The organism is Methylobacterium sp. 4-46 (assembly GCF_000019365.1).
Taxonomy (GTDB): Bacteria; Pseudomonadota; Alphaproteobacteria; order Rhizobiales; family Beijerinckiaceae; genus Methylobacterium.
In genome coordinates, this window is record NC_010511.1 from 5,075,480 (window position 1) to 5,095,053 (window position 19,574).

At 74.8% G+C, this 19,574-nt stretch carries 18 protein-coding genes; 13 read left to right on the forward strand and 5 right to left on the reverse strand.

Annotation, left to right across the window (positions count from 1 at the left end; translation table 11 throughout):
* Positions 1 to 60: 60 nt before the first annotated feature.
* The gene (locus M446_RS22145; RefSeq protein ID WP_012334348.1) at positions 61 to 1,695 is read right to left on the reverse strand and encodes an ABC transporter substrate-binding protein; all 1,635 of its coding nucleotides are present in this window, start codon (positions 1,693 to 1,695) and stop codon (positions 61 to 63) included.
* Positions 1,696 to 1,967: 272 nt separating this feature from the next.
* On the opposite strand from M446_RS22145, the gene M446_RS22150 reads away from it, so the two are divergent.
* Entirely contained in the window at positions 1,968 to 2,855 is an 888-nt protein-coding gene (locus M446_RS22150; RefSeq protein WP_012334349.1) for a 2-dehydro-3-deoxygalactonokinase, read from the forward strand.
* Positions 2,846 to 3,463, forward strand: coding sequence for a 2-dehydro-3-deoxy-6-phosphogalactonate aldolase (locus M446_RS22155; RefSeq protein ID WP_012334350.1), 618 nt, complete (start codon positions 2,846 to 2,848; stop codon positions 3,461 to 3,463). Before M446_RS22150 ends, M446_RS22155 begins: the two co-directional genes overlap by 10 nt.
* A gap of 34 nt (positions 3,464 to 3,497) precedes the next feature.
* On the opposite strand, the gene asd is transcribed toward M446_RS22155, so the two are convergent.
* The gene (gene asd / locus M446_RS22160; protein WP_012334351.1) at positions 3,498 to 4,376 is read right to left on the reverse strand and encodes an archaetidylserine decarboxylase; all 879 of its coding nucleotides are present in this window, start codon (positions 4,374 to 4,376) and stop codon (positions 3,498 to 3,500) included.
* A 35-nt stretch (positions 4,377 to 4,411) separates the two neighbouring features.
* Between asd and M446_RS22165 the strand changes: the two genes are divergently transcribed.
* On the forward strand, positions 4,412 to 6,121 hold the full coding sequence (locus M446_RS22165; RefSeq protein ID WP_012334352.1) for an aminotransferase class III-fold pyridoxal phosphate-dependent enzyme: 1,710 nt from the start codon (positions 4,412 to 4,414) through the stop codon (positions 6,119 to 6,121).
* A 94-nt stretch (positions 6,122 to 6,215) separates the two neighbouring features.
* Here M446_RS22165 and M446_RS22170 read toward each other — a convergent pair whose 3' ends face one another.
* Positions 6,216 to 6,686 (reverse strand): DUF3237 domain-containing protein, encoded by a 471-nt coding sequence (locus M446_RS22170; RefSeq protein ID WP_012334353.1) that lies wholly within the window; start codon positions 6,684 to 6,686, stop codon positions 6,216 to 6,218.
* 235 nt (positions 6,687 to 6,921) lie between these two features.
* Here M446_RS22170 and M446_RS22175 point away from each other — a divergent pair, with 235 nt between their 5' ends.
* From M446_RS22175 to M446_RS22200, 7 genes are all read left to right on the forward strand, one after another.
* Positions 6,922 to 7,536 (forward strand): GDSL-type esterase/lipase family protein, encoded by a 615-nt coding sequence (locus M446_RS22175; RefSeq protein ID WP_012334354.1) that lies wholly within the window; start codon positions 6,922 to 6,924, stop codon positions 7,534 to 7,536.
* Between the two features lie 41 nt (positions 7,537 to 7,577).
* The gene (locus M446_RS22180; RefSeq protein ID WP_012334355.1) at positions 7,578 to 8,351 is read left to right on the forward strand and encodes a GDSL-type esterase/lipase family protein; all 774 of its coding nucleotides are present in this window, start codon (positions 7,578 to 7,580) and stop codon (positions 8,349 to 8,351) included.
* Positions 8,339 to 9,562, forward strand: a complete 1,224-nt coding sequence (locus M446_RS22185; protein ID WP_012334356.1) for a GDSL-type esterase/lipase family protein — start codon at positions 8,339 to 8,341, stop codon at positions 9,560 to 9,562. Before M446_RS22180 ends, M446_RS22185 begins: the two co-directional genes overlap by 13 nt.
* Complete coding sequence (locus M446_RS22190; protein ID WP_012334357.1) at positions 9,543 to 10,979, forward strand: MBOAT family O-acyltransferase; 1,437 nt, start codon at positions 9,543 to 9,545, stop codon at positions 10,977 to 10,979. The genes M446_RS22185 and M446_RS22190 overlap by 20 nt, the downstream gene beginning before the upstream one ends.
* 14 nt (positions 10,980 to 10,993) lie before the next feature.
* Positions 10,994 to 11,302: a hypothetical protein gene (locus tag M446_RS22195; RefSeq protein WP_012334358.1), complete on the forward strand. Its 309-nt coding sequence runs from the start codon at positions 10,994 to 10,996 to the stop codon at positions 11,300 to 11,302.
* Positions 11,303 to 11,380: 78 nt separating this feature from the next.
* Complete coding sequence (locus tag M446_RS39095; protein ID WP_265576407.1) at positions 11,381 to 11,506, forward strand: hypothetical protein; 126 nt, start codon at positions 11,381 to 11,383, stop codon at positions 11,504 to 11,506.
* A 76-nt stretch (positions 11,507 to 11,582) separates the two neighbouring features.
* Positions 11,583 to 14,120, forward strand: coding sequence for a PAS domain-containing protein (locus M446_RS22200; protein ID WP_012334359.1), 2,538 nt, complete (start codon positions 11,583 to 11,585; stop codon positions 14,118 to 14,120).
* A 148-nt stretch (positions 14,121 to 14,268) separates the two neighbouring features.
* On the opposite strand, the gene M446_RS22205 is transcribed toward M446_RS22200, so the two are convergent.
* A complete protein-coding gene (locus M446_RS22205) occupies positions 14,269 to 15,354 on the reverse strand; it encodes an aldose epimerase family protein (RefSeq protein WP_012334360.1) in 1,086 nt (361 codons plus the stop codon).
* Positions 15,355 to 15,597: 243 nt separating this feature from the next.
* On the opposite strand from M446_RS22205, the gene M446_RS22210 reads away from it, so the two are divergent.
* Together M446_RS22210 and M446_RS22215 are read left to right on the forward strand one after the other, a co-directional pair.
* Complete coding sequence (locus M446_RS22210) at positions 15,598 to 16,539, forward strand: Gfo/Idh/MocA family protein (protein ID WP_012334361.1); 942 nt, start codon at positions 15,598 to 15,600, stop codon at positions 16,537 to 16,539.
* Complete coding sequence (locus M446_RS22215; RefSeq protein ID WP_012334362.1) at positions 16,539 to 17,546, forward strand: SMP-30/gluconolactonase/LRE family protein; 1,008 nt, start codon at positions 16,539 to 16,541, stop codon at positions 17,544 to 17,546. Before M446_RS22210 ends, M446_RS22215 begins: the two co-directional genes overlap by 1 nt.
* Before the next feature lie 308 nt (positions 17,547 to 17,854).
* On the opposite strand, the gene M446_RS22220 is transcribed toward M446_RS22215, so the two are convergent.
* Positions 17,855 to 18,622 carry a hypothetical protein gene (locus tag M446_RS22220; protein ID WP_012334363.1) on the reverse strand — a complete coding sequence of 256 codons (768 nt, stop codon included), beginning with the start codon at positions 18,620 to 18,622 and terminating at the stop codon, positions 17,855 to 17,857.
* A gap of 372 nt (positions 18,623 to 18,994) precedes the next feature.
* Between M446_RS22220 and M446_RS22225 the strand changes: the two genes are divergently transcribed.
* Entirely contained in the window at positions 18,995 to 19,456 is a 462-nt protein-coding gene (locus M446_RS22225) for a MarR family winged helix-turn-helix transcriptional regulator (RefSeq protein ID WP_012334364.1), read from the forward strand.
* The last annotated feature ends 118 nt before the right edge of the window (positions 19,457 to 19,574 follow it).

Genomic DNA, 19,574 nt, shown 5'->3' on the forward strand with positions numbered 1-19,574 from the left:
TCGGCGGCGGGAATGAGGCGGGATCGAGAGCCTGAGCGGAATTGCCTGCGGCAATCCCGCTCAGGGCAGGCTCACGCGCGTGAGGTCGACGAACCAGGATTGGGGCGAGACGAAGCCCCGCAGCTTGGGCGACATGGCGCGGGCGTTGAGGTCGTGCACGATGTAGAGCCAGGGCGGGTTGTCGACGAGGCGCTCATGCGCCGTCCGGGTCGCCGCCGCGATCGCGGCCGGGTCGGTCGCCTCCGCCAGGGTAGCGAGGGCGGCATCGAAGGCCTCGTCCTTCCACTGCTCGAAGTTGAAGCCCTTCGGGGAAAAACTCGCCGACGAGAAGTAGCGCGCCATGATCCCGGCATCCGAGGAGGGCGAGCTGATGTTGAGCGCCGTCGCGCCCTGGAGCGCGGGCGCGTCCGGGGTGGCGCGGGCCGCGTTCAGCAGCACCTGCCACTCCACCACCTGGAACGTGACGTCGACGTTGCAGGTCTGCTTGAGGTTCTCCTGCAGGAACTCGTTCATGGGCAGCGGCTGCATCTGCCCGGAGCCCGAGGTCGAGATCATCACCTTGAGGGCGAGCGGCTTCCCGGCCGCGTAGCCGGCTTCCGCGAGCAGCGCCTTGCCCTTCTCCGGATCGAGCCGGTAGCGGTGGGCGGGGGCGCCGAAATTCGGGTCGCTCGCCTTCAGCCAGCCGACCGAGGGCTCGGCGGTGCCGTTCAGGAAGCCGACCAGGGCCTCCCGGTCGATGCAGTAATTGAGGGCTTGGCGCACCCGCACGTCCTTGAGCGGGCTGTTCGCCGCCCCGATGTTGAAGAACCACGGCCAGACATGCGGGTAGGAGCCGGTGGTGATGGTGAACCCCGCCTGCTTGAGCGAGGGAATGCCGTCCGGCGCGGGCGCCTCGATCCAGTCGACCTGGCCGGCGCGGAGGGCGGCGATGCGGGCATTCGCCTCGGGGATCGGCATCAGCCGCACCCGGTCGAGCTTCGCCCGGTTCTCCGCATCCCAGTAGCCGTCGTGGCGCTGCAGCTCGACCGCCTCGCGGGGCGTCACCTTGACGATGCGGAACGGCCCGGTGCCGGCCGCCGGCAGGGCGGCGACCTTGGCCCAGTCCCGCCCCGCCCTCTCGAACGAGGCCGGCGAGGTGAACAGCAGGTAGACCACCATGTAGGGGAAGTAGGAGGCGGGCGTGGTCGTGGTGATGGCGACCGTGTCGGCGTCGAGCTTCCGGTAGGAGTCGAGGAGCGGCACCCGGGCCCGGGAGATGCCGGCGGCGGGCGGCTCGTAGTGCGGGCTGTCGGGCTTGAAGTAGCGGTCGAGGTTCCAGATCACCGCGTCGGCGTCGAAGGGGGTGCCGTCGTGGAAGGTCACGCCCCGGCGCAGGTGGAAGATCCAGGTCCGCTTGTCCTCGGGCGATTGCTCGTAGCGTTCCGCCAAGCCCGGCCGCAGGGTGGCGAGCCGGTCGGTGCGGGAGAGGTCCCACAGCACCAGCCCCTCGAAGACCGGGTAGCCGAGGAAGCGCATGCCCTCGAAGCCGTTGTTGGGCATGCCGGTCGCGGTCGGCACGTCGGCGGCCGTCATGGCGATGCGCAGGACGCTCTCGGCGCCGGCCGGCGCCGCGCCGGCGAGGAGGCCGATCAGGGCCGCGGCGGCCGGCGCCGCTCGGGTCGGGACCGGCAGGGACGGGAGGCGGGGCGGGGTCATCGGGGCGATTCCGGGCGCGTTCTTGCGCCCGGCCGCCCGCAAGACTCGGGCCAAGACCCCGGCCAAGACCCCGGCCAAGACTCCGGCCAAGACTCCGGCCAAGACTCGGGCGCGACAAGGTTCTGCGCCAGTCGCTCCTCCCGACGCTCGCCGCCCCAGTGAATGCCGCCCGGCGGGCTCGGCCGGGCGGCAGCGGGCAACGCGGGAGATCGGCCGCACGGTGCCTCCGCGGCGGGTTGCCTCCGCGCGCGCGAGCGTGCAGCGTGACGGGCATGATCGCGATCGATTGGGGAACGAGCAGCGCGCGGGCCTACCGGCTCGGGCCGACGGGGTCGGTGACGGAGCGGCGCGAGACCGGGCGCGGCATCATGCAGGTCGCGGGCGGGGATTTCCCGGCGGCGTTGCGCGACCTCGCCGGAGACTGGATCGCGGCGGGCGAGGGGCGGGTGCTCCTCTCCGGCATGATCGGCAGCCGGCAGGGCTGGCGCGAGGTTCCCTACCGGGCCTGCCCGGCCGGCCTCGCGGACCTCGCCGCGGGCGTCGAGGCGGTGCCGTTCCCGGGCGCGGCCGTGCGCATCGTGCCGGGCCTCAGCGCCCGCGACGCGTCCGGGATCCCGGAGGTGATGCGGGGCGAGGAGGTCCAGGTCTTCGGCGCCCTCGACGGACGGGAGGAGGCGCTGCTGTGCCTGCCGGGCAGCCACAGCAAATGGGTGCGGGTGCGCGGCGGGCGAATCGCCGGCTTCGTCACCAGCCTGACCGGCGAGGCCTTCGCGGCGCTGAGGGAGCACACGATCCTCGGCCGCATGATGCGGGGCGCGCCCGAGCCGGGCGGGGCCTTCGACGCGGGCGTCGCCCGGGCGGCGGAGCCCGGCGGGCTCCTGCACCACCTGTTCGGCACCCGCACCCTCGGCCTGTTCGGACGGCTTCCCGAGGCGGAGGCGGCGAGCTACCTGTCGGGTCTGCTGATCGGTCACGACGTGCGGGCGAACCTGCCCGCCGGCGAGGCGGTGGACCTGATCGGGTCCGGGCCGCTGATGGCGCTCTACGGGCGCGCCATCGCGGCCTGCGGCGGAACGGCCCGGGCCGGCGACCCGGACGCGGCCCTGCGCGGTCTCGCGCGGATCGGGGAGACGATCGCATGGGAGTGCGCATGGGCGTGACGGAGTGGCTCGGGCGCTGCCCGCTGGTGGCGATCCTGCGGGGCGTGCGGCCGGACGAGGTCGAGGCGGTGGCGGAGGCCCTGGTCGCGTCGGGCATCGTCATCGTCGAGGTGCCGCTGAACTCGCCGGACCCGATCGCGAGCGTGCGCCGCCTCGCCGCCCGCTTCGGCGAGCGCGCCCTGATCGGGGCCGGCACGGTGCGGCGCCGCGAGGAGGTGGCGGCCGTGGCGGAGGCGGGCGGGCGGCTGCTCGTCACGCCCCACGCGGCCCCCGAGCTCGTGCGCGAGGCCAAGGCGCGCGGCATGGTGACGATGCCGGGCTTCCTCACCCCGGCGGAGGCCTTCGCGCTGATCGACGCGGGCACCGACGCGCTCAAGCTCTTCCCCGCCGAGGCGGGCGGCCCCGCCACCCTGCGGGCGCTGCGCGCCGTGCTGCCGCCCGAGGTGCCGCTGCTGCCGGTCGGCGGGGTCGACGCGCAGAGCCTGCCGGCCTGGCGCGCGGCGGGGGCCGCCGGCTACGGCTGCGGCTCGTCGCTCTACCGGCCCGGCGACGCGCCCGAGACGGTCGCCGCCAAGGCCCGCGCCCTCGTCGCGGCGCTCGCCGCCTGATCCGGGCGACCGCGCGGCGCAGGCGCCGTTGCCCTCACGCCGGTGTGTCCGGCAGCCGCAGCAGCGGCTCGCCCATCCGGATGCGGGTGCCCTCGGCAACGCCCTCGCAGAGGCGAAAGCCCGGGGGCGCCAGCACGATGATCGTCGAGCCGTGCTGGAACCAGCCCATCTCCTCGCCCTTGGCGAGCCTCGCGTCGCAGGGGAGGGTGCGCGGCCCCTGCGCGCGCAGGTCGAGGTCGGTGCCGAGGAAGCGCAGGCGCAGGCTCGCGACCAGGATCGCCGCCACCGGCACCAGCACGAGGGGGTGACCGCCGGCGGCGAGCCGGGTGCGGATCACCGCCCGCTCGTTCCTGCAGAACAGCGCCTCGACGCGCTTGAGCGCGATCGGGTTCACGTTCCAGGTGTCGCCCGCGATGTGGGTCACCGACTCGACCCTGCAATCGTGCGGCGCGTGGAAGCGGTGGTACATCGAGGAGGTCAGGCGCAGGGTCACGTAGGTCCCGTCGCGGACCTGCGCCACCGTGGCGGCGTCCGGCACGAGGTCGGCGAGGCCGTAGGGGAAGCCCTTGACCTGGAACACCCGCGTGCCCTCGATCGGCCCGCTCGCCCCCACGATCGCGTCGCAGGGGCTGGTGAGCAGCCCGGGATCGGGGTCGATCGGCCGCGCGCCCTCCTTCAATTCGCGGATGAAGCAGTCGTGCATGCTGCGGAACCGCGTCGTCCTGGCCTCGGACAGGTCGAGGTCCGAGAACAGCCGCCAGATCGCGATCGACGCGTCGCGCACCAGCGGGTTCTCGATCCGGCTGAACCAGCCGATGAAGCGGGTGGCGAGGCGCCGCGGGATGCGGTTGGTGAGGAGGAAGTTGAGGTCTTCCTGCGCGGCGATGCGGGCGAGGGTGGCGCGCAGTGTCATCGTGCCGTGAACTCGCCCCGGTACTGCGCCTGCTCATGATCGCGCATTGGTTCCTCCTCGCCCTCGCTCCCCTCGGCGTCGCCGCCGCCCTGAAGCTGCGCAGCCGCCTGCAACTCTCGCGGGCCAAGCATCGCTCGCTGACCGGCCACGCGCGGATGTCCCGGCGCGTCGCCGGCCTGATCCCGTTCTACGAGTACGGCCCGGACCGCTTCTTCCGGGCCGACGGCGCCCCCCAGCCGGTGGCCGAGCGCCGCCGGGCCGGGTTCGAGCGCCTCGCCGCCCTCTACCGGGATCGTTTTGCAGAAACGCGACGGCGCACCGCGGCCCTGCGCGACGGCCTGTCGGACCTGCAATTCACCAGCCTCTACCGGGTGCCGTTCCAGTTCGCGCGGCTCACCCGCGACCAGCTCGGCGCGGGCAGCTTCCTCGCCGAATCCTCGGGCGTGACGGTGACCGACCTCGACGGCAACGTCTTCTACGACCTCGCCGGCTCCTACGGGGTCAACCTGTTCGGCTACGACGCCTACAAGGCCTGCCTCGCCCGCGGGGCGGAGCGGGTGGCGGCGCTCGGCCCGGTGCTCGGCGCCTACCACCCGGTCGTGGAGCGCAACGTCGCGCGCCTGCGCGCGGTGTCGGGGCTCGACGAGGTCTCCTTCCACATGTCGGGCACCGAGGCGGTGATGCAGGCGGTGCGGCTCGCCCGCTACCACACGGGCCGCTCGCACCTGGTGCGCTTCTGCGGCGCCTATCACGGCTGGTGGGGCGACGTGCAGCCGGGCATCGGCAACCCGGTCCCGGCGCGCGACACCTACACGCTGAGCGAGATGTCCGAGCGGACGCTCGCGGTGCTGCGCGGCCGCCGCGACATCGCCTGCGTCCTCGTCAACCCGCTCCAGGCGCTGCACCCGAACCAGGGCGCGCCCTCGGATTCCGCCCTGGTCGACAGCGGCCGCAGCGCCGCCTTCGACCGCGCCGCCTATTCGCAGTGGCTCGCCCGCCTGCGCGAGGTCTGCACCGCGCGCGGCATCGTGCTGATCTTCGACGAGGTCTTCGTCGGGTTCCGCCTCGCGCCGGGCGGCGCGCAGGCCTATTTCGGCGTGAAGGCCGACATGGTGACCTACGGCAAGACCGTGGGCGGCGGCCTGCCGATCGGCGTGCTCTGCGGCCGGCGCGACCTGATGCGCCGCTACCGGGACGACCGTCCGGTCGACATCTGCTTCGCCCGCGGCACGTTCAATTCGCATCCGAGCGTGATGGGGGCGATGGACGCCTTCCTCGACGCGCTGGAGCGCCCCGAGACGCAGGCGCTCTACGAGGGGCTGGACGCGCGCTGGAACGGCCGGGCGGAGGCGCTGAACCGCCGCCTCGCGGAGGAGGGGCTGCCGGTCCGGGTGGCGAACCTCTCGACGATCTGGACCGTCCTCTACACGCGGCCGTCGCGGTACAACTGGATGTTCCAGTACTACCTGCGCGCGGAGGGGCTCGCCCTGTCCTGGGTGGGGACGGGCCGGCTGATCTTCAGCCTGAATTACGGCGAGGCCGAATTCGCGGCCGTGGCGGACCACTTCGTGGCGGCGGCGCGCGCCATGGAGGCGGATGGCTGGTGGCACCCGCTCGCCCGCACCAACAAGCAGATCCGCCGCGCCATCCTGCGGGAGCTGGTCGCGGCGCGCTGGGCCGGCTGGCTCGGCGAGCGCGGCGGCGGGACGGCGGTCGCGGCGCCGGCCGCGCGCTCGGCCTCGTGACCGCAGGGCGGCTGCCCAGGCGCGGGAGCCGGCCCCGGCCGCTCGGCCCGGGCCGTCACCGGGGGTCCCGGAGCGCGCCGGTCGGCCTCGGGCCTCAGCGCACCGCGTAGACGTCGTAGACCGGCCCGCCCGGGAGCCGCTGCCCGACGCCGACCGCGAGGAGGCGGGCGAGCCAGGCGAGGTCGGCCGCCGCGGTCTCGAAGCGCATCGCCGCGCGGAAGTAGTACGCCCCCGGATCCACCGCCTCGCCGCGCCCGACGCGCTCCAGCACCTCGGGCGGCCCCGCCCGCAGGCCCGTATACTGGCAGGCGATCAGCCCGCCCCCGGCCTCCCTGAGGGTCAGGCGGACGTCGAGATGGGTCGTGCCGTCGGGCTCCACCCGCAGCCAGTCGGCCCCGCCGCCCGGGACGACCTCGCCGCGCAGGCGCGGCCCCGCGAAGTGCCCGCCCGCGACCGGCACGATGCGCAGGGCCCCGCCGCGGCTCGGCCCGATCCCCTGCGGCGCGTCCACCGCGAGGGTCAGCCGGAACAGGAACTCGGTCTCGAGCGGGAGGGGGGTGTCCATGGCGGATCTCCGGTCCATCCGGCCGGGCCGGATCCCGCCCATCATCGGCGCCGGCGGGCCGCGCGCAATCCCGGAGAGACCGTCGGCTGCCCGCAGATGCGCCGGCGCGGGCGGTCGAGGCCGGTATTTTAGAGTTCATCAACCCTACTTTTTTACCTGAATTTATCGTGACGCGAGCGAGGATGACCCGTCCGATCCACTTCCTCACGCTGCGTCAGCGGCAGGGTCCGTCGCCATGCGCTTCGTCCGCTCATCCGGGTCCGGCGCCCGCCGGCTGCTCGGGGCCGGCCCGGTGCTCGCCGCCCTCGCGGGGCCGGTCGCGGCGAAGCCCGTCGTGCTCGGCGACAGCATCGGGGTCGGCATCGCCGCGGCGGCGCGCGCGCCGGGCCTCGCCCACAACAGCGTGGCGATCCGGGGCGACGACGCCCTGCAGCAGATCCGCCGGACCGCCCCCGGCAGCCTCGCCCTGCTCAGCCTCGGCACCAACGACGCGGTCGGCGGCGCCCGGGACGTCGCGCCCGCCATCGACCGGCTGGTCGCGGCGGCGCGGGCCGGCCGGCTGCGGCTGGTCTGGGTCGGCCCGCCCTGCGTGTTCAAGCCCTGGAACGCCGAGGCGGCGCGCCTCGACGCGATCCTGCGCGGCCGGCTCGGGGGGGAGGTGACCTACGTGAGCCTCGCCGACCGGGCGATCTGCGACCGGCGCCTGCGCGCCGCGGACGGCGTGCACTTCACCGCCGCCGGCTACGCCCTGATCTGGCGGCGGGTCCAGGCGGCGGTCGGGATCGCGCCCGCCCGGCCGGTCGCGGGATCGGTGGCGGCGGGTCCCGCCCTGAGGCCGGTCCTGCCCTGACGATGAGCGCCGCGGATCCCGCGATGATGAGGGGGACACGGATGGTGCAAGCGACCCGTCTCTCGCGCCGCGCGCTGCTCGGCGGCCTCGCGGGCCTCGCGGCCGCGCCCCGGGCGCGGGCCGCCGCCGGCGACGAGATCCGCATCGCCTTCGTGGGCGATTCCCTGGCGGACGGGATCTGGGGCGGCGCCTTCCGCCTCGCCTCCCGGGAGCCCTGCCTCGGGGGGCGGATCAGGCTCGGGCGCTTCGCCGAGAACGGGACCGGCCTGACGCGGCCGGCGAAGTTCGACTGGGTGGCGCAGAGCCGCACCGTCGCCGAGACGTTCCGGCCCACGCTCGCCGTCGTGTCCCTCGGGCTCAACGATCGCCAGAGCATCGTGGAGGCGGGCCGCGCCCGGCTCGACCTCGGCACGCCGGCCTGGCGCAGCCGCTACGCCGAATTGGCCCAGGCGGTCGCCCGCAACCTCGCGCCGGCGGGCGGGGGGAGCGTGCTGTGGCTCGGCCTGCCGGTGCTGCGCGACCGGGCGAGCCAGGACGACGCGGCCGAGAAGAACGCGATCTTCGCGCAGGCCCTGCGCGACCTCGCCGCCCCGCGGACCCGCTTCGTCGCGCCCTGGCGCCAGGACCCCTCCGGCCCCGACAGTTTCCAGCCCTACGGGCCGGACCTGCACGGGGCCAAGGTGCAGATCCGCGCCCCCGACGGGATCCACTTCACGGCCGCCGGCTACGACGTGCTGGCGGCCCACCTGCTGCGCGCGGCGGCCGATCTCCTGGCGGAGCAGGGCGTCGCGCTCACCTTCCCGTGCCGGCGCTGAGGCGGGGCGCGCGGCGGCTGCGGCTCCTCGCCGGGCTGCTGCCGGCCTGCGCGGCGCAGGCGGGGGCGGAGCCGCGCGCCGCCGTCTCGATCCTGCAGATCGGCGACAGCCACACGGCGGCCGATCTCTTCACCGGCGCCGCACGGGCGCTGCTGCAGGCGCGCTACGGGGAGGGCGGCGCGGGCTACCTGCCGCCCGGGCGGCCGCACCCGGGCGTTCGCGACGGCCGGTTCGCCGCGACGGCGAGCGCGGGCTGGCGCTTCGCGAGCATCCAGCGCTCCGCGACGCCCGAGGCCTTCACGCTCTCGGGCTTCACCGCCAGTGCCCGCGGCGCCGGGGAGGTGCTGCGGCTCGCGGCCGATCCCCCGGCGCCCTACGGGCTGATCGAGATCGAGGCGCGGACGGGGCCGGGCGCGGGGGCGATCGAGATTCGGGTCGACGGGGAGCGCGTCCGCACGGCCTCCCTGCGGGCCGCCGCGCCGGGCTGGACCCTGCTGCGGCTCCCGGCCCCGCGCGGCGGCCCGGCCGCCCTGACCACGCTGGCGATCCGCACGACCGGCCCGGGCCCCGTCACCCTCGCGAGCATCGGCCTCTTCCGGCCCGGGGGTGGGGTGACCTACAGCCATCTCGGCTTTCCGGGCGCCACCGTCGACGTCCTGGCGCGCTTCCCCGCGCCAGTGATCGCCCGCGACCTGCGGCGCCTGCGGCCCGACCTGATCGTGCTGGCCTTCGGCACCAACGAGGGGTTCGACGACGCCCTCGACCCGGCCGCGTACCGGGCGCGCTACCGCGCCGCCCTGCGCCGGCTGCGCGCCGCGGCGCCGCGGGCGCGGCTGGTGGTGATCGGGCCGCCCGCGGCCGGACGGGCCGGCCCCGGCTGCGGGGCCGGGGAGGGCGCCTGCGCGCCCGCGGCCGCCCCCGCCAAACAGGGCGCCTGCGCCGTCCCGCCGCCGCCGAAGCTCGACGCCGTGCGCGCGGCGCAGCGGCAGGTCGCGGCGGAGGAGGGGGCCGCGTTCTGGGACTGGGCCGCCCTGATGCCGCCGGACTGCCCCGCCGAGGCATGGCGGCGCCTCGACCCGCCCCTGATGTCCAAAGATCACATTCATTTTACGAAGCTGGGATATAGCCTAAGCGGCCGCGCCTTCGCGGAATTCCTCGATCCGATCGTGCAACGAACGTTGGAGGAGGCCCATGCTGTTCCCAACGATTGAGTTTGCACTGTTCTTCATGACGGTTCTGCCGCTGACTTGGGCGCTCAATCGCCGGAACGAGCTCAAGAAACTGATGCTCGTGGGAGTGAGCTACGCCTTCTACAGCTGCTGGAGCGTCGCCTTCCTGCCGCTCCTGGTGCTGTCCTCGGTGGGGAATTACGGCTTCGGCCGCCTCATCGCGGCCTGCGAGGGACCGCGCCGGCGCGGGATGGCCGTGGGCTGCGCGGTCGCGCTCAACCTCGCGCCGCTCTGCTACTTCAAGTACTATGACTTCGCGGCCGCGCAGCTCCAGAGTCTCGCGGACCTCGCCGGATGGCCCGTCGCGCTCGGCTCGACGGGGCTCGCCGTGCCGGTGGCGATCTCGTTCCTGACCTTCCACGGCATCTCCTACGTGGTCGACGTGCATCGCCGGACGATCCCGGCCTCGCGCTCGCTTCTCGACCTGATGCTCTACGTCAGCTTCTTTCCCCACCTCGTGGCCGGCCCGATCGTGCGGGCGGCGGAGTTCCTCGGGCAGCTCGCCCGTCCGTCCAATCCCGGCCGGATCGACCTGTCCGGGAGCGCGCTGCTGATCCTCGGCGGGTTGTTCAAGAAGGTCGTGGTGGCGAGCCACCTCTCGGTCCTCTACGTGGATCCGGTCGTCACCAATCCGGGCGCCTATGGCAGCGTCGACCTGATCCTCGCGGCCTACGCCTACGCCATCGTCATCTACTGCGATTTCAGCGCCTACACGGACATCGCGATCGGCGTCGCGAACCTCCTCGGCTACCGCTTCCCGCAGAACTTCGACCAGCCCTACATCGCGCTCTCGCTGCAGGAATTCTGGCGGCGCTGGCACATCACGCTGTCGTCGTGGCTGCGGGACTACCTCTACGTCCCGCTCGGCGGCAGCCGGGGCGGCCGGCTCCTCACGCTGCGCAACCTCGTCCTGACGATGGTGCTCGGCGGCCTGTGGCACGGGGCGGGCCTGCAATTCCTGGTCTGGGGCGCCCTGCACGGGGTCGGGCTCGCGGCCGAGCGCGGGCTGCGCGAGGCCACCGACCCGAGGGGCCGCCTGCGCGGCTTCCTGCGCAGCGAGGCCGGCGAGGCCCTGCGCTGGATCCTGGTCTTCCACTTCGTCTGCCTGGCCTGGATCTTCTTCCGGGCGCCGGATTGCGCCAGCGCGCTCGACTACCTCGCGGCGATCGGCCGGGGCCTCGGCGGGCCCGCCCCGCTCGCCGCCACGCCGCTCGTCCTCGCGCTGATGGCGGCCGGGGCCGCCACGCAGCTCGCGCCGCCCGCCCTCGCCGCGGCCGCCCGCTCCCTCTACGGGGGCGCCGGCCTGCCCGCCAAGGTCGCGCTCGGCACCGCGCTCGCGTGGCTCGTGGCGATGCTGTCGCCCTCCGGCGTGGCGCCCTTCATCTACTTCCAGTTCTGACCCGAGGAGATCGCGTGACCACCACCCCGCTGCAGGCGGCCCTGGGCGGGCCGGCGCTCCGGCCCCTCGCCGAGGAGGCGGCGACCGTCACGGTCGCGCAGCCCGCCGCCGCGATCCTCGTCGTGTGGGGAACGCTCGCCCTCCTGGCCCTGGCCGACCCGCGGCCGATCGCCGACTGGCTCGACGAGATGGAGCCGAACCCGGTCGTGCGCGCGGCGCAGGGCGGGGCGGCCCGGCTCGTCGCCGCCTCGGAGGCGCTCGGCCTCGCCCAGCTGTCGGGGCGGGTGCGCGAGGCGAGCCGGACCCTCACGCGCCGTCCGTGACCGGGGCGCCGCGGCCCCGCCGCCCGCCGGGGCGGGGACCTCTCATCGGCTGTCCGGACGTGATCGTCCGGACAGCGGATGATCCGGGATCCGGTTTTATCCAAGCGGATCCCGGATCACGAGCCCGCGCGGCGCCTGAGCGAAGCCCACATCCGCATGGCGAAGCAATCAGTCGGATTTGGTATCACCATCGACAACCAGTGACGCCGCGGTAAACTGCCCAGGTACTGCGCCTGGATGTCCAGTGCAGCACCCATGCTGCGGGGCGTCGGCGGGCCGGATGAACAGCATCGACGATCTCCCGGCCGGGGCGCAGGAGCGGATGAGCCTGCGCGCCTCCCTGGTCGAGCGCGAGGCCGAGCTGGCCCGGGTGCAGCAGATCGCGGGCGTGGGCGGGCTCGAGGTGGATCTGCGCGGCGGCTTCCGCAACCGGCGCTCGCCCGAGTACCTGCGCATCCACGGCCTGCCGCAGGACGCCGCCCGCGAGACGCACGAGGAATGGGTCGGGCGCATCCATCCGGAGGACCGCGAGGCGACGCTCGGCCACTTCCTCGACGCCGTGCGCAGCGGCGCCCGCGAGTACCGGGCCGAGTACCGCATCATCCGGCCGAGCGACGGGGCGGTGCGGTGGATCGCGGCCGTCGCCGAGATCGAGCGGGACGAGGCCGGCGTGCCCCTGCGCCTCGTCGGCGCCCACCGGGACGTGACCGAGCGCAAATGCGCCGAGATCGCCCTGCGCGAGAGCGAACTGCAGAAGCGCCTCGCCCTCGACGCGGCCGGGCTCGGGATCTGGGAGTACCGGCCGGATTCCGGCGCGCTCACCGCCGACGCCCGCTGCAAGGCCCTGTTCGGGCTCGCGCCCGAGGCCGAGGTCGGCCCCTCGACCCTGCTCGACGCCTGCCACCCGGAGGACCGCCCGCGCCTGCGCGCCGCGCTCGCCGCCGCCACCGACCCGGGCGGGCCGGGCGGCCTCGCGCAGGAGCACCGCACGCTCGGCGGTAGCGGCGAGCGCTGGATCGTCACCCGCGGCCACGCCTCCTTCGAGGGCGGGCGCTGCGTGCGCCTGATCGGAGTCGTCCTGGAGGTGACCGAGCGCAAGTGGGCCGAGGCGGCCCTGCGCGAGAGCCGCGACCGGCTCGCCGCCGAGCGCCACGCCCTGGAGGTGCTCAACCGGACCGGAACCCGGATCGCCGCCGAGCGCGACCTCGGCGGACTGGTGCGCATCGTGGCGGAGGCCGGCCTCGCCCTGACCGGGGCCGCCTCCGGAGCGTTCGTCTACCGGGCCGACGAGCCGGGCGAGGAGGCGCCGCGCTGCGTCCTCGCGGGCCGGGACCAGGAGGCCTTCGCGCGCGGCGCGGAGCCCCTCGCGCTGGCGGCCCTGGCCGGGGAGCAGCCGCCCGACCCGGGCGAGGTCCGGGCGGCCGGTTTCGCGAGCCTGCTCACCGTGCCGGTCATCTCCGCCTCCGGCGAGACGACCGGCGTGCTGGTCCTCGGCCACCCGGCCCCGGGCGCGTTCGACGCCCGGATCGCGGCGGTCCTGACCGGGCTCGCCGCCCAGGCGGCGATCGGCTTCGACAATGTCCGGCTGCTGCGCGCGGCCCACCGGGCCAATGCCAGCCTGGAGCAGCGCGTCGAGGAGCGCACCGCCGCCCTGCGGCGCGCCGAGGAGGCGCTGCGGCAATCCCAGAAGATGGAGGCGGTGGGCCAGCTCACCGGCGGCCTCGCCCACGACTTCAACAACCTGCTCACCGGCATCGCCGGCAGCCTCGAACTCCTGCAGCTGCGCCTGCGCCAGGGGCGCCTCGGTGAGATCGACCGCTACGTCGAGGCCGCGCAGGGGGCGGCCAAGCGGGCGGCGGCCCTGACGCATCGCCTCCTCGCCTTCTCGCGCCGCCAGACCCTGGATCCGAAGCCCGTCGACGCCAACCGGCTGATCGCCGGGATGGAGGAGCTGATCCGGCGCACGGTGGGGCCCGCCATCGGCGTCGAGGTGGCGCCCGCCGCCGATCTCTGGACGGCGCTGGTCGACCCCCACCAGCTCGAGAACGCCCTCCTGAACCTGTGCCTGAACGCCCGCGACGCGATGCCGGACGGGGGCCGCATCGTCATCGCGACCGCCAACCTCGCGCTCGGCCCCGAGGAGGCCGCGGCCGCGGATCTGAGTCCCGGTCCGTACCTGTCGCTCAGCGTCGCGGATACGGGGATCGGCATGACCCCGGACGTGATCCAGCACGCCTTCGAGCCCTTCTTCACCACGAAGCCGATGGGCCAGGGCACCGGGCTCGGCCTCTCGATGATCTACGGCTTCGCCCTTCAATCCGGCGGGCAGGTGCGGATCGCCTCCGAGGTCGGGCGCGGCACCCGGGTCTGCCTGCTCCTGCCGCGCCACGAGGGCGCCGCGGAGGAGGTGGACGGGCCGCTCGCGCCGATGCGGGAGCCGCGGGCGGGGCGGGGCGAGACGGTGCTCGTCGTCGACGACGAGCCGACCGTGCGGATGCTGGTGACGGACGTTCTCGAAGGGCTCGGCTACGCGGTGCTCGCGGCGGGGGACGGCGCCGCCGGCCTGCGGCTGCTGCGCGAGGAGCGGCGCATCGCCCTCCTCGTCACCGATGTCGGGCTGCCGGGCGGGCTCAACGGGCGGCAGATGGCGGATGCGGCGCGCGCCGACCGGCCGGATCTCAGGGTGCTGTTCATCACCGGCTACGCCGAGAACGCGGCCCTCGGCGGCGGCCGGCTCGGCCCCGGCATGCAGGTGCTGACCAAGCCCTTCGCGGTCGAGACCCTGGCGGCGCGCGTGAAGGAATTGCTCGCGCGGTGAGGCGCCCGCCCTCGCGCGCCGGCCGCGCATCATGCGCCGCCACGGGCTGGCGCGCATCCCTGTCCGAGAACCGGGCGCTGCGCGAGGCCGAGAGGCCCGAGTCCGGCCCGTCCCCCTCCGCGGCGCGGCCGGCGCCGCTCAGCGGGCGTTAAGGATCTCCGAGGGTGGAGAAGCGGTAGGCGATGAGGCAGCGGTAGGTCGCCCCGGGATCGAGGCGGGCCGAGCCGAAGACCGGCTGGTTCGGCGTGTCCGGAAACAGTTGCGGTTCCAGGGCGACCCCGTCCGACTGGCGGTAGGCGAGGCCGGACTTGCCGATCGCGGTCCCGTCCAGGAAGTTGCCGGTGTAGAGTTGCAGGCCCGGCTGGTTCGTCAGCAGGTCGAGGACGCGGCCCGAGCCGCGCTCCTCCAGCCGGGCGGCCGGCCGCGCCGCCTGGCTCGGCGCGGTCCCGAGCACGAAATTGTGGTCGTAGCCGCGCCCGCGCCGGATCTGAGTGTGGCGGCCGTCCCGGATTCGCGACCCGATCGCGGTGGGCGCGCGGAAGTCGAAGGGTGTGTCGGCGACCGGCGCGAACTCGCCGGTCGGGATCTGCGTCGGATCGACCGGCGTGTAGGTGTCGGCCGGGATCGTCAGGACATGATCGAGGATGGGGCGGCCCGCGCCCTCGCCCGCCAGATTGAAGAAGCTGTGATTGGTCAGGTTGACGATGGTCGGCTGGTCGGTCGTCGCCGCGTAGGCGATGCTCAGCGTATCGGGCCCCTCCAGGCGGTAGGTGGCCGTGACCGTGAGGGTGCCGGGATAGCCCTCCTCCCCGTCCGGGCTGACGTAGCGCAGGGTCGCGGCCGGCCCCTCGCCGCCGCGGATCGCGGTGATCTCCCAGAGGCGCCGGTTGAAGCCCTGCACGCCGCCGTGCAGGGCGTTCGGGCCGTCGTTGGTGGCGAGCGCGTAGCTCCGCCCGTCGAGGCTGAAGCGGCCGCCGCGGATGCGGTTGGCGTAGCGCCCGACGCTCGCGCCGAAATAGCTCGGCCGGTCGAGGTAGCCGGCGAGGTCGGGAAAGCCCAGCACCACGTCCGCCGGCGCGCCGTCGCGGTCCGGCACGTCGAGGCCGCGCAGGATCGCCCCGTAGGCGAGGATCCGCGCCGTGAGCCTGCCGTTGGTCAGCGTCACCTCGTCGACCGTCCTGCCGTCCGGCAGGATCCCGAACGGGCGTCGCGCGGCGCCATTGCCTTCCCGCATGCTCATCCTCCGGAGCGGCGCCCGGGCGGGCCGGGTCCCGTCGGCACGCGCGGGTTGTACTCTGGCGACATGGACGCCAGCAACCGACGGCCGCGCCGGGAGCCGTCGCCCTGCCGAGCGCCTGCCTGCGCGCGGCGAAATCCCGCGCGATCCCGCGAGAGCGGCCGTCGCCATGGCGGCCGTCATCCGCTACGGCCTCACCCGCTCGCCGGTCGCCCGCCGGGCCAGGACGCGGAGCCCGCCTTGACATCGTCCCCCACCTCCCTGCGGATCGCCCTCGTCGGGCTCGGCAAGATCGCCCGCGACCAGCACCTGCCGGCGATCGCCGCGACGCCCGGCCTGGACCTCGCCGCCACCGCCGGCCCCGGCGCCGGCCTGGAGAACCTGCCCCACGCGCCGACCCTGGCGGCGCTGCTCGAATCCGGGCCTCCCTTCGACGCGGTCGCCCTCTGCACGCCGCCGCGCGGGCGCGGGGCGCTCGCCGCCGCGGCGCTGGCGGCGGGCAAGCACGTCCTCCTGGAGAAGCCGCCCGCGGCGACCCTGGGCGAGATCCTGCCGCTGGCCGCGCAGGCCCGCGCGGCCGGCCTCAGCCTGTTCTGCGCGTGGCATTCCCGCTTCGCCCCCGCGGTCGAGCCGGCCCGGGCCGCGCTGCGGGACCGCCCGATCCGCGCGGTGCGCGTCGATTGGCGCGAGGACATCCGGGTCTGGCATCCGGGCCAGGACTGGATCCTGGAGCCGGGCGGCCTCGGGGTGTTCGACCCGGGCATCAACGCCCTGTCGCTCGTCACCCATCTCCTGCCCCGGCCGGTCCAGGTGACCGGGGCGGACCTCGCCTTCCCGGCCGACCGGCAGGCGCCGATCGCCGCCGCGCTCGACCTCGCCGACGCGGCGGGCCTGCCGATCCGGGCGGAGTTCGACTTCCTGCAGGCCGGGCCGCAGACCTGGGACATCCGGTTCGCGACGGAGCGCGGGCTCCTGCTTGTCTCGGGCGGCGGGGCGCGGCTGAGCCTCGACGGCGTTCCGATCCCGACCGCTCCGGAGGCGGAGTATCGCGGCCTCTACCGCCGCTTCCGCGACCTGGTCTCCCGCCGCGAGAGCGAGGCCGACCTCGCCCCCCTCGGCCTGGTGGCGGACGCCTTCATGATCGGGCGGCGCCGCACGGTCGCGGCCTTCGGGGGCTGGTGATGGGCGGCGAGGCCGCGGGCGGGCCGCTCCCCGCCGCACCCGAAGGCGCCGCCCGCGTCTTCGACGCCACGCCCTGTCACCTGGGCGAGGGGGTGACCTACGAGGCCGAGACCGGCACCGCGTGGTGGTTCGACATCCTATCCAGGCGCCTCTTCGAGGCGCGAGGCCTCTCCGAGGCGCGAGGCCTCTCCGAGGCGCGAGGCCTCTCCGATGTGCCGGACCCGCCCGACGCGTCGCGCCCTCTCGATGCCGGGCCCACGGGCGGGGACGTCAGGGTGCACAGCCTGCCGGTGATGGCGAGCGCCCTCGCGGCAGTGGGCGACGGGCGCCACGTGCTGGCGGCCGAGGACGGCCTGCACCTGCGCGCGCCGGACGGGCGCCTCACGCTGCTCGCCCCCGTGGAGGCGGACGATCCGCGCACCCGCTCCAACGACGCCCGCGTCCATCCGAGCGGCACCTTCTGGTTCAGCACCATGGGCCGGGAGGCCGAGCCGGGGGCGGGCGCGATCTACGCCTTCCAGGCGGGGCGGGTCTTGCGGCTGTTCTCCGGGCTGCGGATCCCGAACGCCATCTGCTTCTCGCCCGACGGCAGCGCCGGCTACTTCGCCGATACGGGCGCGGGGGAACTGCACCGGGTGCCCCTCGACGCGGCGACCGGCCTGCCCGAGGGCGCACCCGCCCTCGTCCTGCGCCACGACGACCCGGCCGGGCTCGACGGGGCGGTCACCGACGCGCAGGGATGCCTGTGGATCGCCCGCTGGGGCGGGGCGCGGGTCGACGCGTTCTCGCCGCAGGGCACGCTCCTGCGCAGCGTCGCGATCCCGGCGCTCCAGCCGAGCTGTCCGGCCTTCGTCGGCGCGCGCCTCGACCGGCTGCTCGTCACCTCCGCCTTCCAGGGGCTCGACGCCGCAGCCCGGGCGGCGGATCCCCTCGGCGGACAGACCTTCCTGGTCGCGCCCGGTGCCCGCGGCAAGCCGGAGCCCCGGATCCGCCTGGGTTCCGCCTGATGCAAGGTGAGCGGCGTGCCTTCTGCCGATGTCGCACCGGCAAGATCGGGACGGATCTTAAAGACAGGACCGAAGACCTGTCGCGGGAAGTCCGTCGCCTGATCCTTAACCTGCGCGACCAGGATGCCTGATCCGCGATCCGGTCGATCCGAGCGGATCCCGGATCACGAGCCCGCGTGGCGCCTGAGCGAAGCCGACATCCGCTATCCCGAAGGGATCAAGCGGATTCAGGATGACGTGTCGCGGGTCTCGCCGCAGCGCCAACGGCCGCGCCTGGGACACCGGCGCGGCCGGGGAGGGGCCTCGGTTCAGGGCCCTCGGCCGGCCGCGTTGTAGATCTCCGCGGCCGGATAGACGACCCGCACCAGGGAGGCGGTCGCCCGCGCGACGGGCTCGGCCGTCTCCTGCACCGCCCGCTCCCGCTGCAGCCGCGCGAGGAGGCGGTGCGCCTCGGCCGCCGGAACGGCGCCGGCCGGGGCCACCATGGCGCTGACGAGGCGCCTCGTCTTGCCGTCGAGCCGCCGGGAGCGCGTCGCGTCCTCGAAATCCCCCGCCCGGTGCCGGTCCCCGGGCCTGCCCGTGAAGACCCGGGCGCCCGCCGCGGTGACGACGATGTCGCCCGGGCGCAGGGTGGTGTCGCGCATCAGGGCGGCACTCGGATCGCCCGCCTTGGCGAGCGCCGCGGCCCGCGCATCCTCCGCGACCGGCCGCTTCTCGACTGCCGCCCGCCGCTTCTCGACCGCCTCCGGCCGCGGCAGGGCCGCGTAGCGCGTCCGCGGATGGGCCCGCGCGGCGGCCGCGGCGGCCGCGACGGCGGCCTTCGGCGGCAGGCGGCGCGCCACCGGCAGGGCCGGACGCGGCGCGCGCCGCGCCCGCACGGGCGCTGGCAGGGGCTGCCCGACCGGGACCGGCTCGACTTGCGGGGCCGCGCTCGGCGGCGGCGCGAACAGGCGCTGGAACAGACTGCCGAACCCGTCCTCGTCGCCGGCCCGCACGTGGGCCACCATGCCGAGCAGGAGGCATCCCGAGGCCAGGGCGAGCGCGGCACGGCGGCCATGGCAGGTCTGGAGCAGCATCGATTCCTCCGCGTCGCCCGCCTTGCGACGGACCGTCGCCGCAATAACAGGAGTTAGCGGGCAGCGTTCCCGCGAAATTCAAAATCAATCCCATTGTCGGCGAGGCTACAGGGCACGGGCCTGCGTTCCGATAAGCTTGGGGAAAGTGCGAATGCGCCGATTCTCGACCTCGACGGCATGATTCTCAACGGAGTCCGACGGGGCGTCGTCGCACCGGCGCGCGCCGATGCGTGGGGCTGCCTCGGCGGGGGCCGCGTCGCGCCCTCGACCGGCCGCGGCGATCCGGGGTCGACTTCTGGGGCAATGGCCGTTAGGGCAAAAGCCGTTCGCCTGCAATTCAACCCGACGGCCGCGTCTCCCTCAAGGTTCCCGATGAGCGACCCCGCTTCCCTGCACCTCGACCACCAGCTCTGCTTCGCCGTCTACGCGGCCGCCCACGCCTTCACGGCCGCCTACAAGCCGATGCTGGAGCCCTTCGGCCTCACCTATCCGCAGTACCTCGTGCTGCTCGTGCTCTGGGAGCGGGACGGGGTGAACCTCAAGGAGATCGGGCGCCGGCTGCAGCTCGATGCCGGGACGCTGACGCCGCTGCTCAAGCGCCTCGAGGCGAGCGGCTACGTGCGGCGCCAGCGCGACCCGGGCAACGAGCGCCAGCTGCGGCTCGAACTGACCGAGACCGGACGCGCCCTGCGCGATCAGGTGAGCGGGGCGCGGGCGCAGATCGTCTGCGCCCTCGGCGGCGCGGAGGAGCCGATCCGCGACCTGCGCGAGCGGCTCACGCGCATCGTGCCGATGCTGCGCGGCCTCGGCGTGAAGGCGGATTCCGCGCCCTGAGGCGCGCGGCACACATCCCAGCGCGGCCCTCGGCCGGGTCCGGACGCCTCGCCGGCTTCCGCCTGCCGGTTCCATAACGTCGCTTATGCGAATCGGGTGTGTAGGCGCAAAGTGAAAA

Bases quoted from the DNA above. Each gene is read 5' to 3' on its own strand.
- M446_RS22145 (WP_012334348.1), bottom strand. From the start codon at position 1,695: ATGACCCCGCCCCGCCTCCCGTCCCTGCCGGTCCCGACCCGAGCGGCG.
- M446_RS22150 (WP_012334349.1), top strand. From the start codon at position 1,968: ATGATCGCGATCGATTGGGGAACGAGCAGCGCGCGGGCCTACCGGCTC.
- M446_RS22155 (WP_012334350.1), top strand. From the start codon at position 2,846: ATGGGCGTGACGGAGTGGCTCGGGCGCTGCCCGCTGGTGGCGATCCTG.
- asd (WP_012334351.1), bottom strand. From the start codon at position 4,376: ATGACACTGCGCGCCACCCTCGCCCGCATCGCCGCGCAGGAAGACCTC.
- M446_RS22165 (WP_012334352.1), top strand. From the start codon at position 4,412: ATGATCGCGCATTGGTTCCTCCTCGCCCTCGCTCCCCTCGGCGTCGCC.
- M446_RS22170 (WP_012334353.1), bottom strand. From the start codon at position 6,686: ATGGACACCCCCCTCCCGCTCGAGACCGAGTTCCTGTTCCGGCTGACC.
- M446_RS22175 (WP_012334354.1), top strand. From the start codon at position 6,922: ATGCGCTTCGTCCGCTCATCCGGGTCCGGCGCCCGCCGGCTGCTCGGG.
- M446_RS22180 (WP_012334355.1), top strand. From the start codon at position 7,578: ATGGTGCAAGCGACCCGTCTCTCGCGCCGCGCGCTGCTCGGCGGCCTC.
- M446_RS22190 (WP_012334357.1), top strand. From the start codon at position 9,543: ATGCTGTTCCCAACGATTGAGTTTGCACTGTTCTTCATGACGGTTCTG.
- M446_RS39095 (WP_265576407.1), top strand. From the start codon at position 11,381: ATGATCCGGGATCCGGTTTTATCCAAGCGGATCCCGGATCACGAGCCC.
- M446_RS22200 (WP_012334359.1), top strand. From the start codon at position 11,583: ATGAACAGCATCGACGATCTCCCGGCCGGGGCGCAGGAGCGGATGAGC.
- M446_RS22205 (WP_012334360.1), bottom strand. From the start codon at position 15,354: ATGCGGGAAGGCAATGGCGCCGCGCGACGCCCGTTCGGGATCCTGCCG.
- M446_RS22215 (WP_012334362.1), top strand. From the start codon at position 16,539: ATGGGCGGCGAGGCCGCGGGCGGGCCGCTCCCCGCCGCACCCGAAGGC.
- M446_RS22220 (WP_012334363.1), bottom strand. From the start codon at position 18,622: ATGCTGCTCCAGACCTGCCATGGCCGCCGTGCCGCGCTCGCCCTGGCC.
- M446_RS22225 (WP_012334364.1), top strand. From the start codon at position 18,995: ATGAGCGACCCCGCTTCCCTGCACCTCGACCACCAGCTCTGCTTCGCC.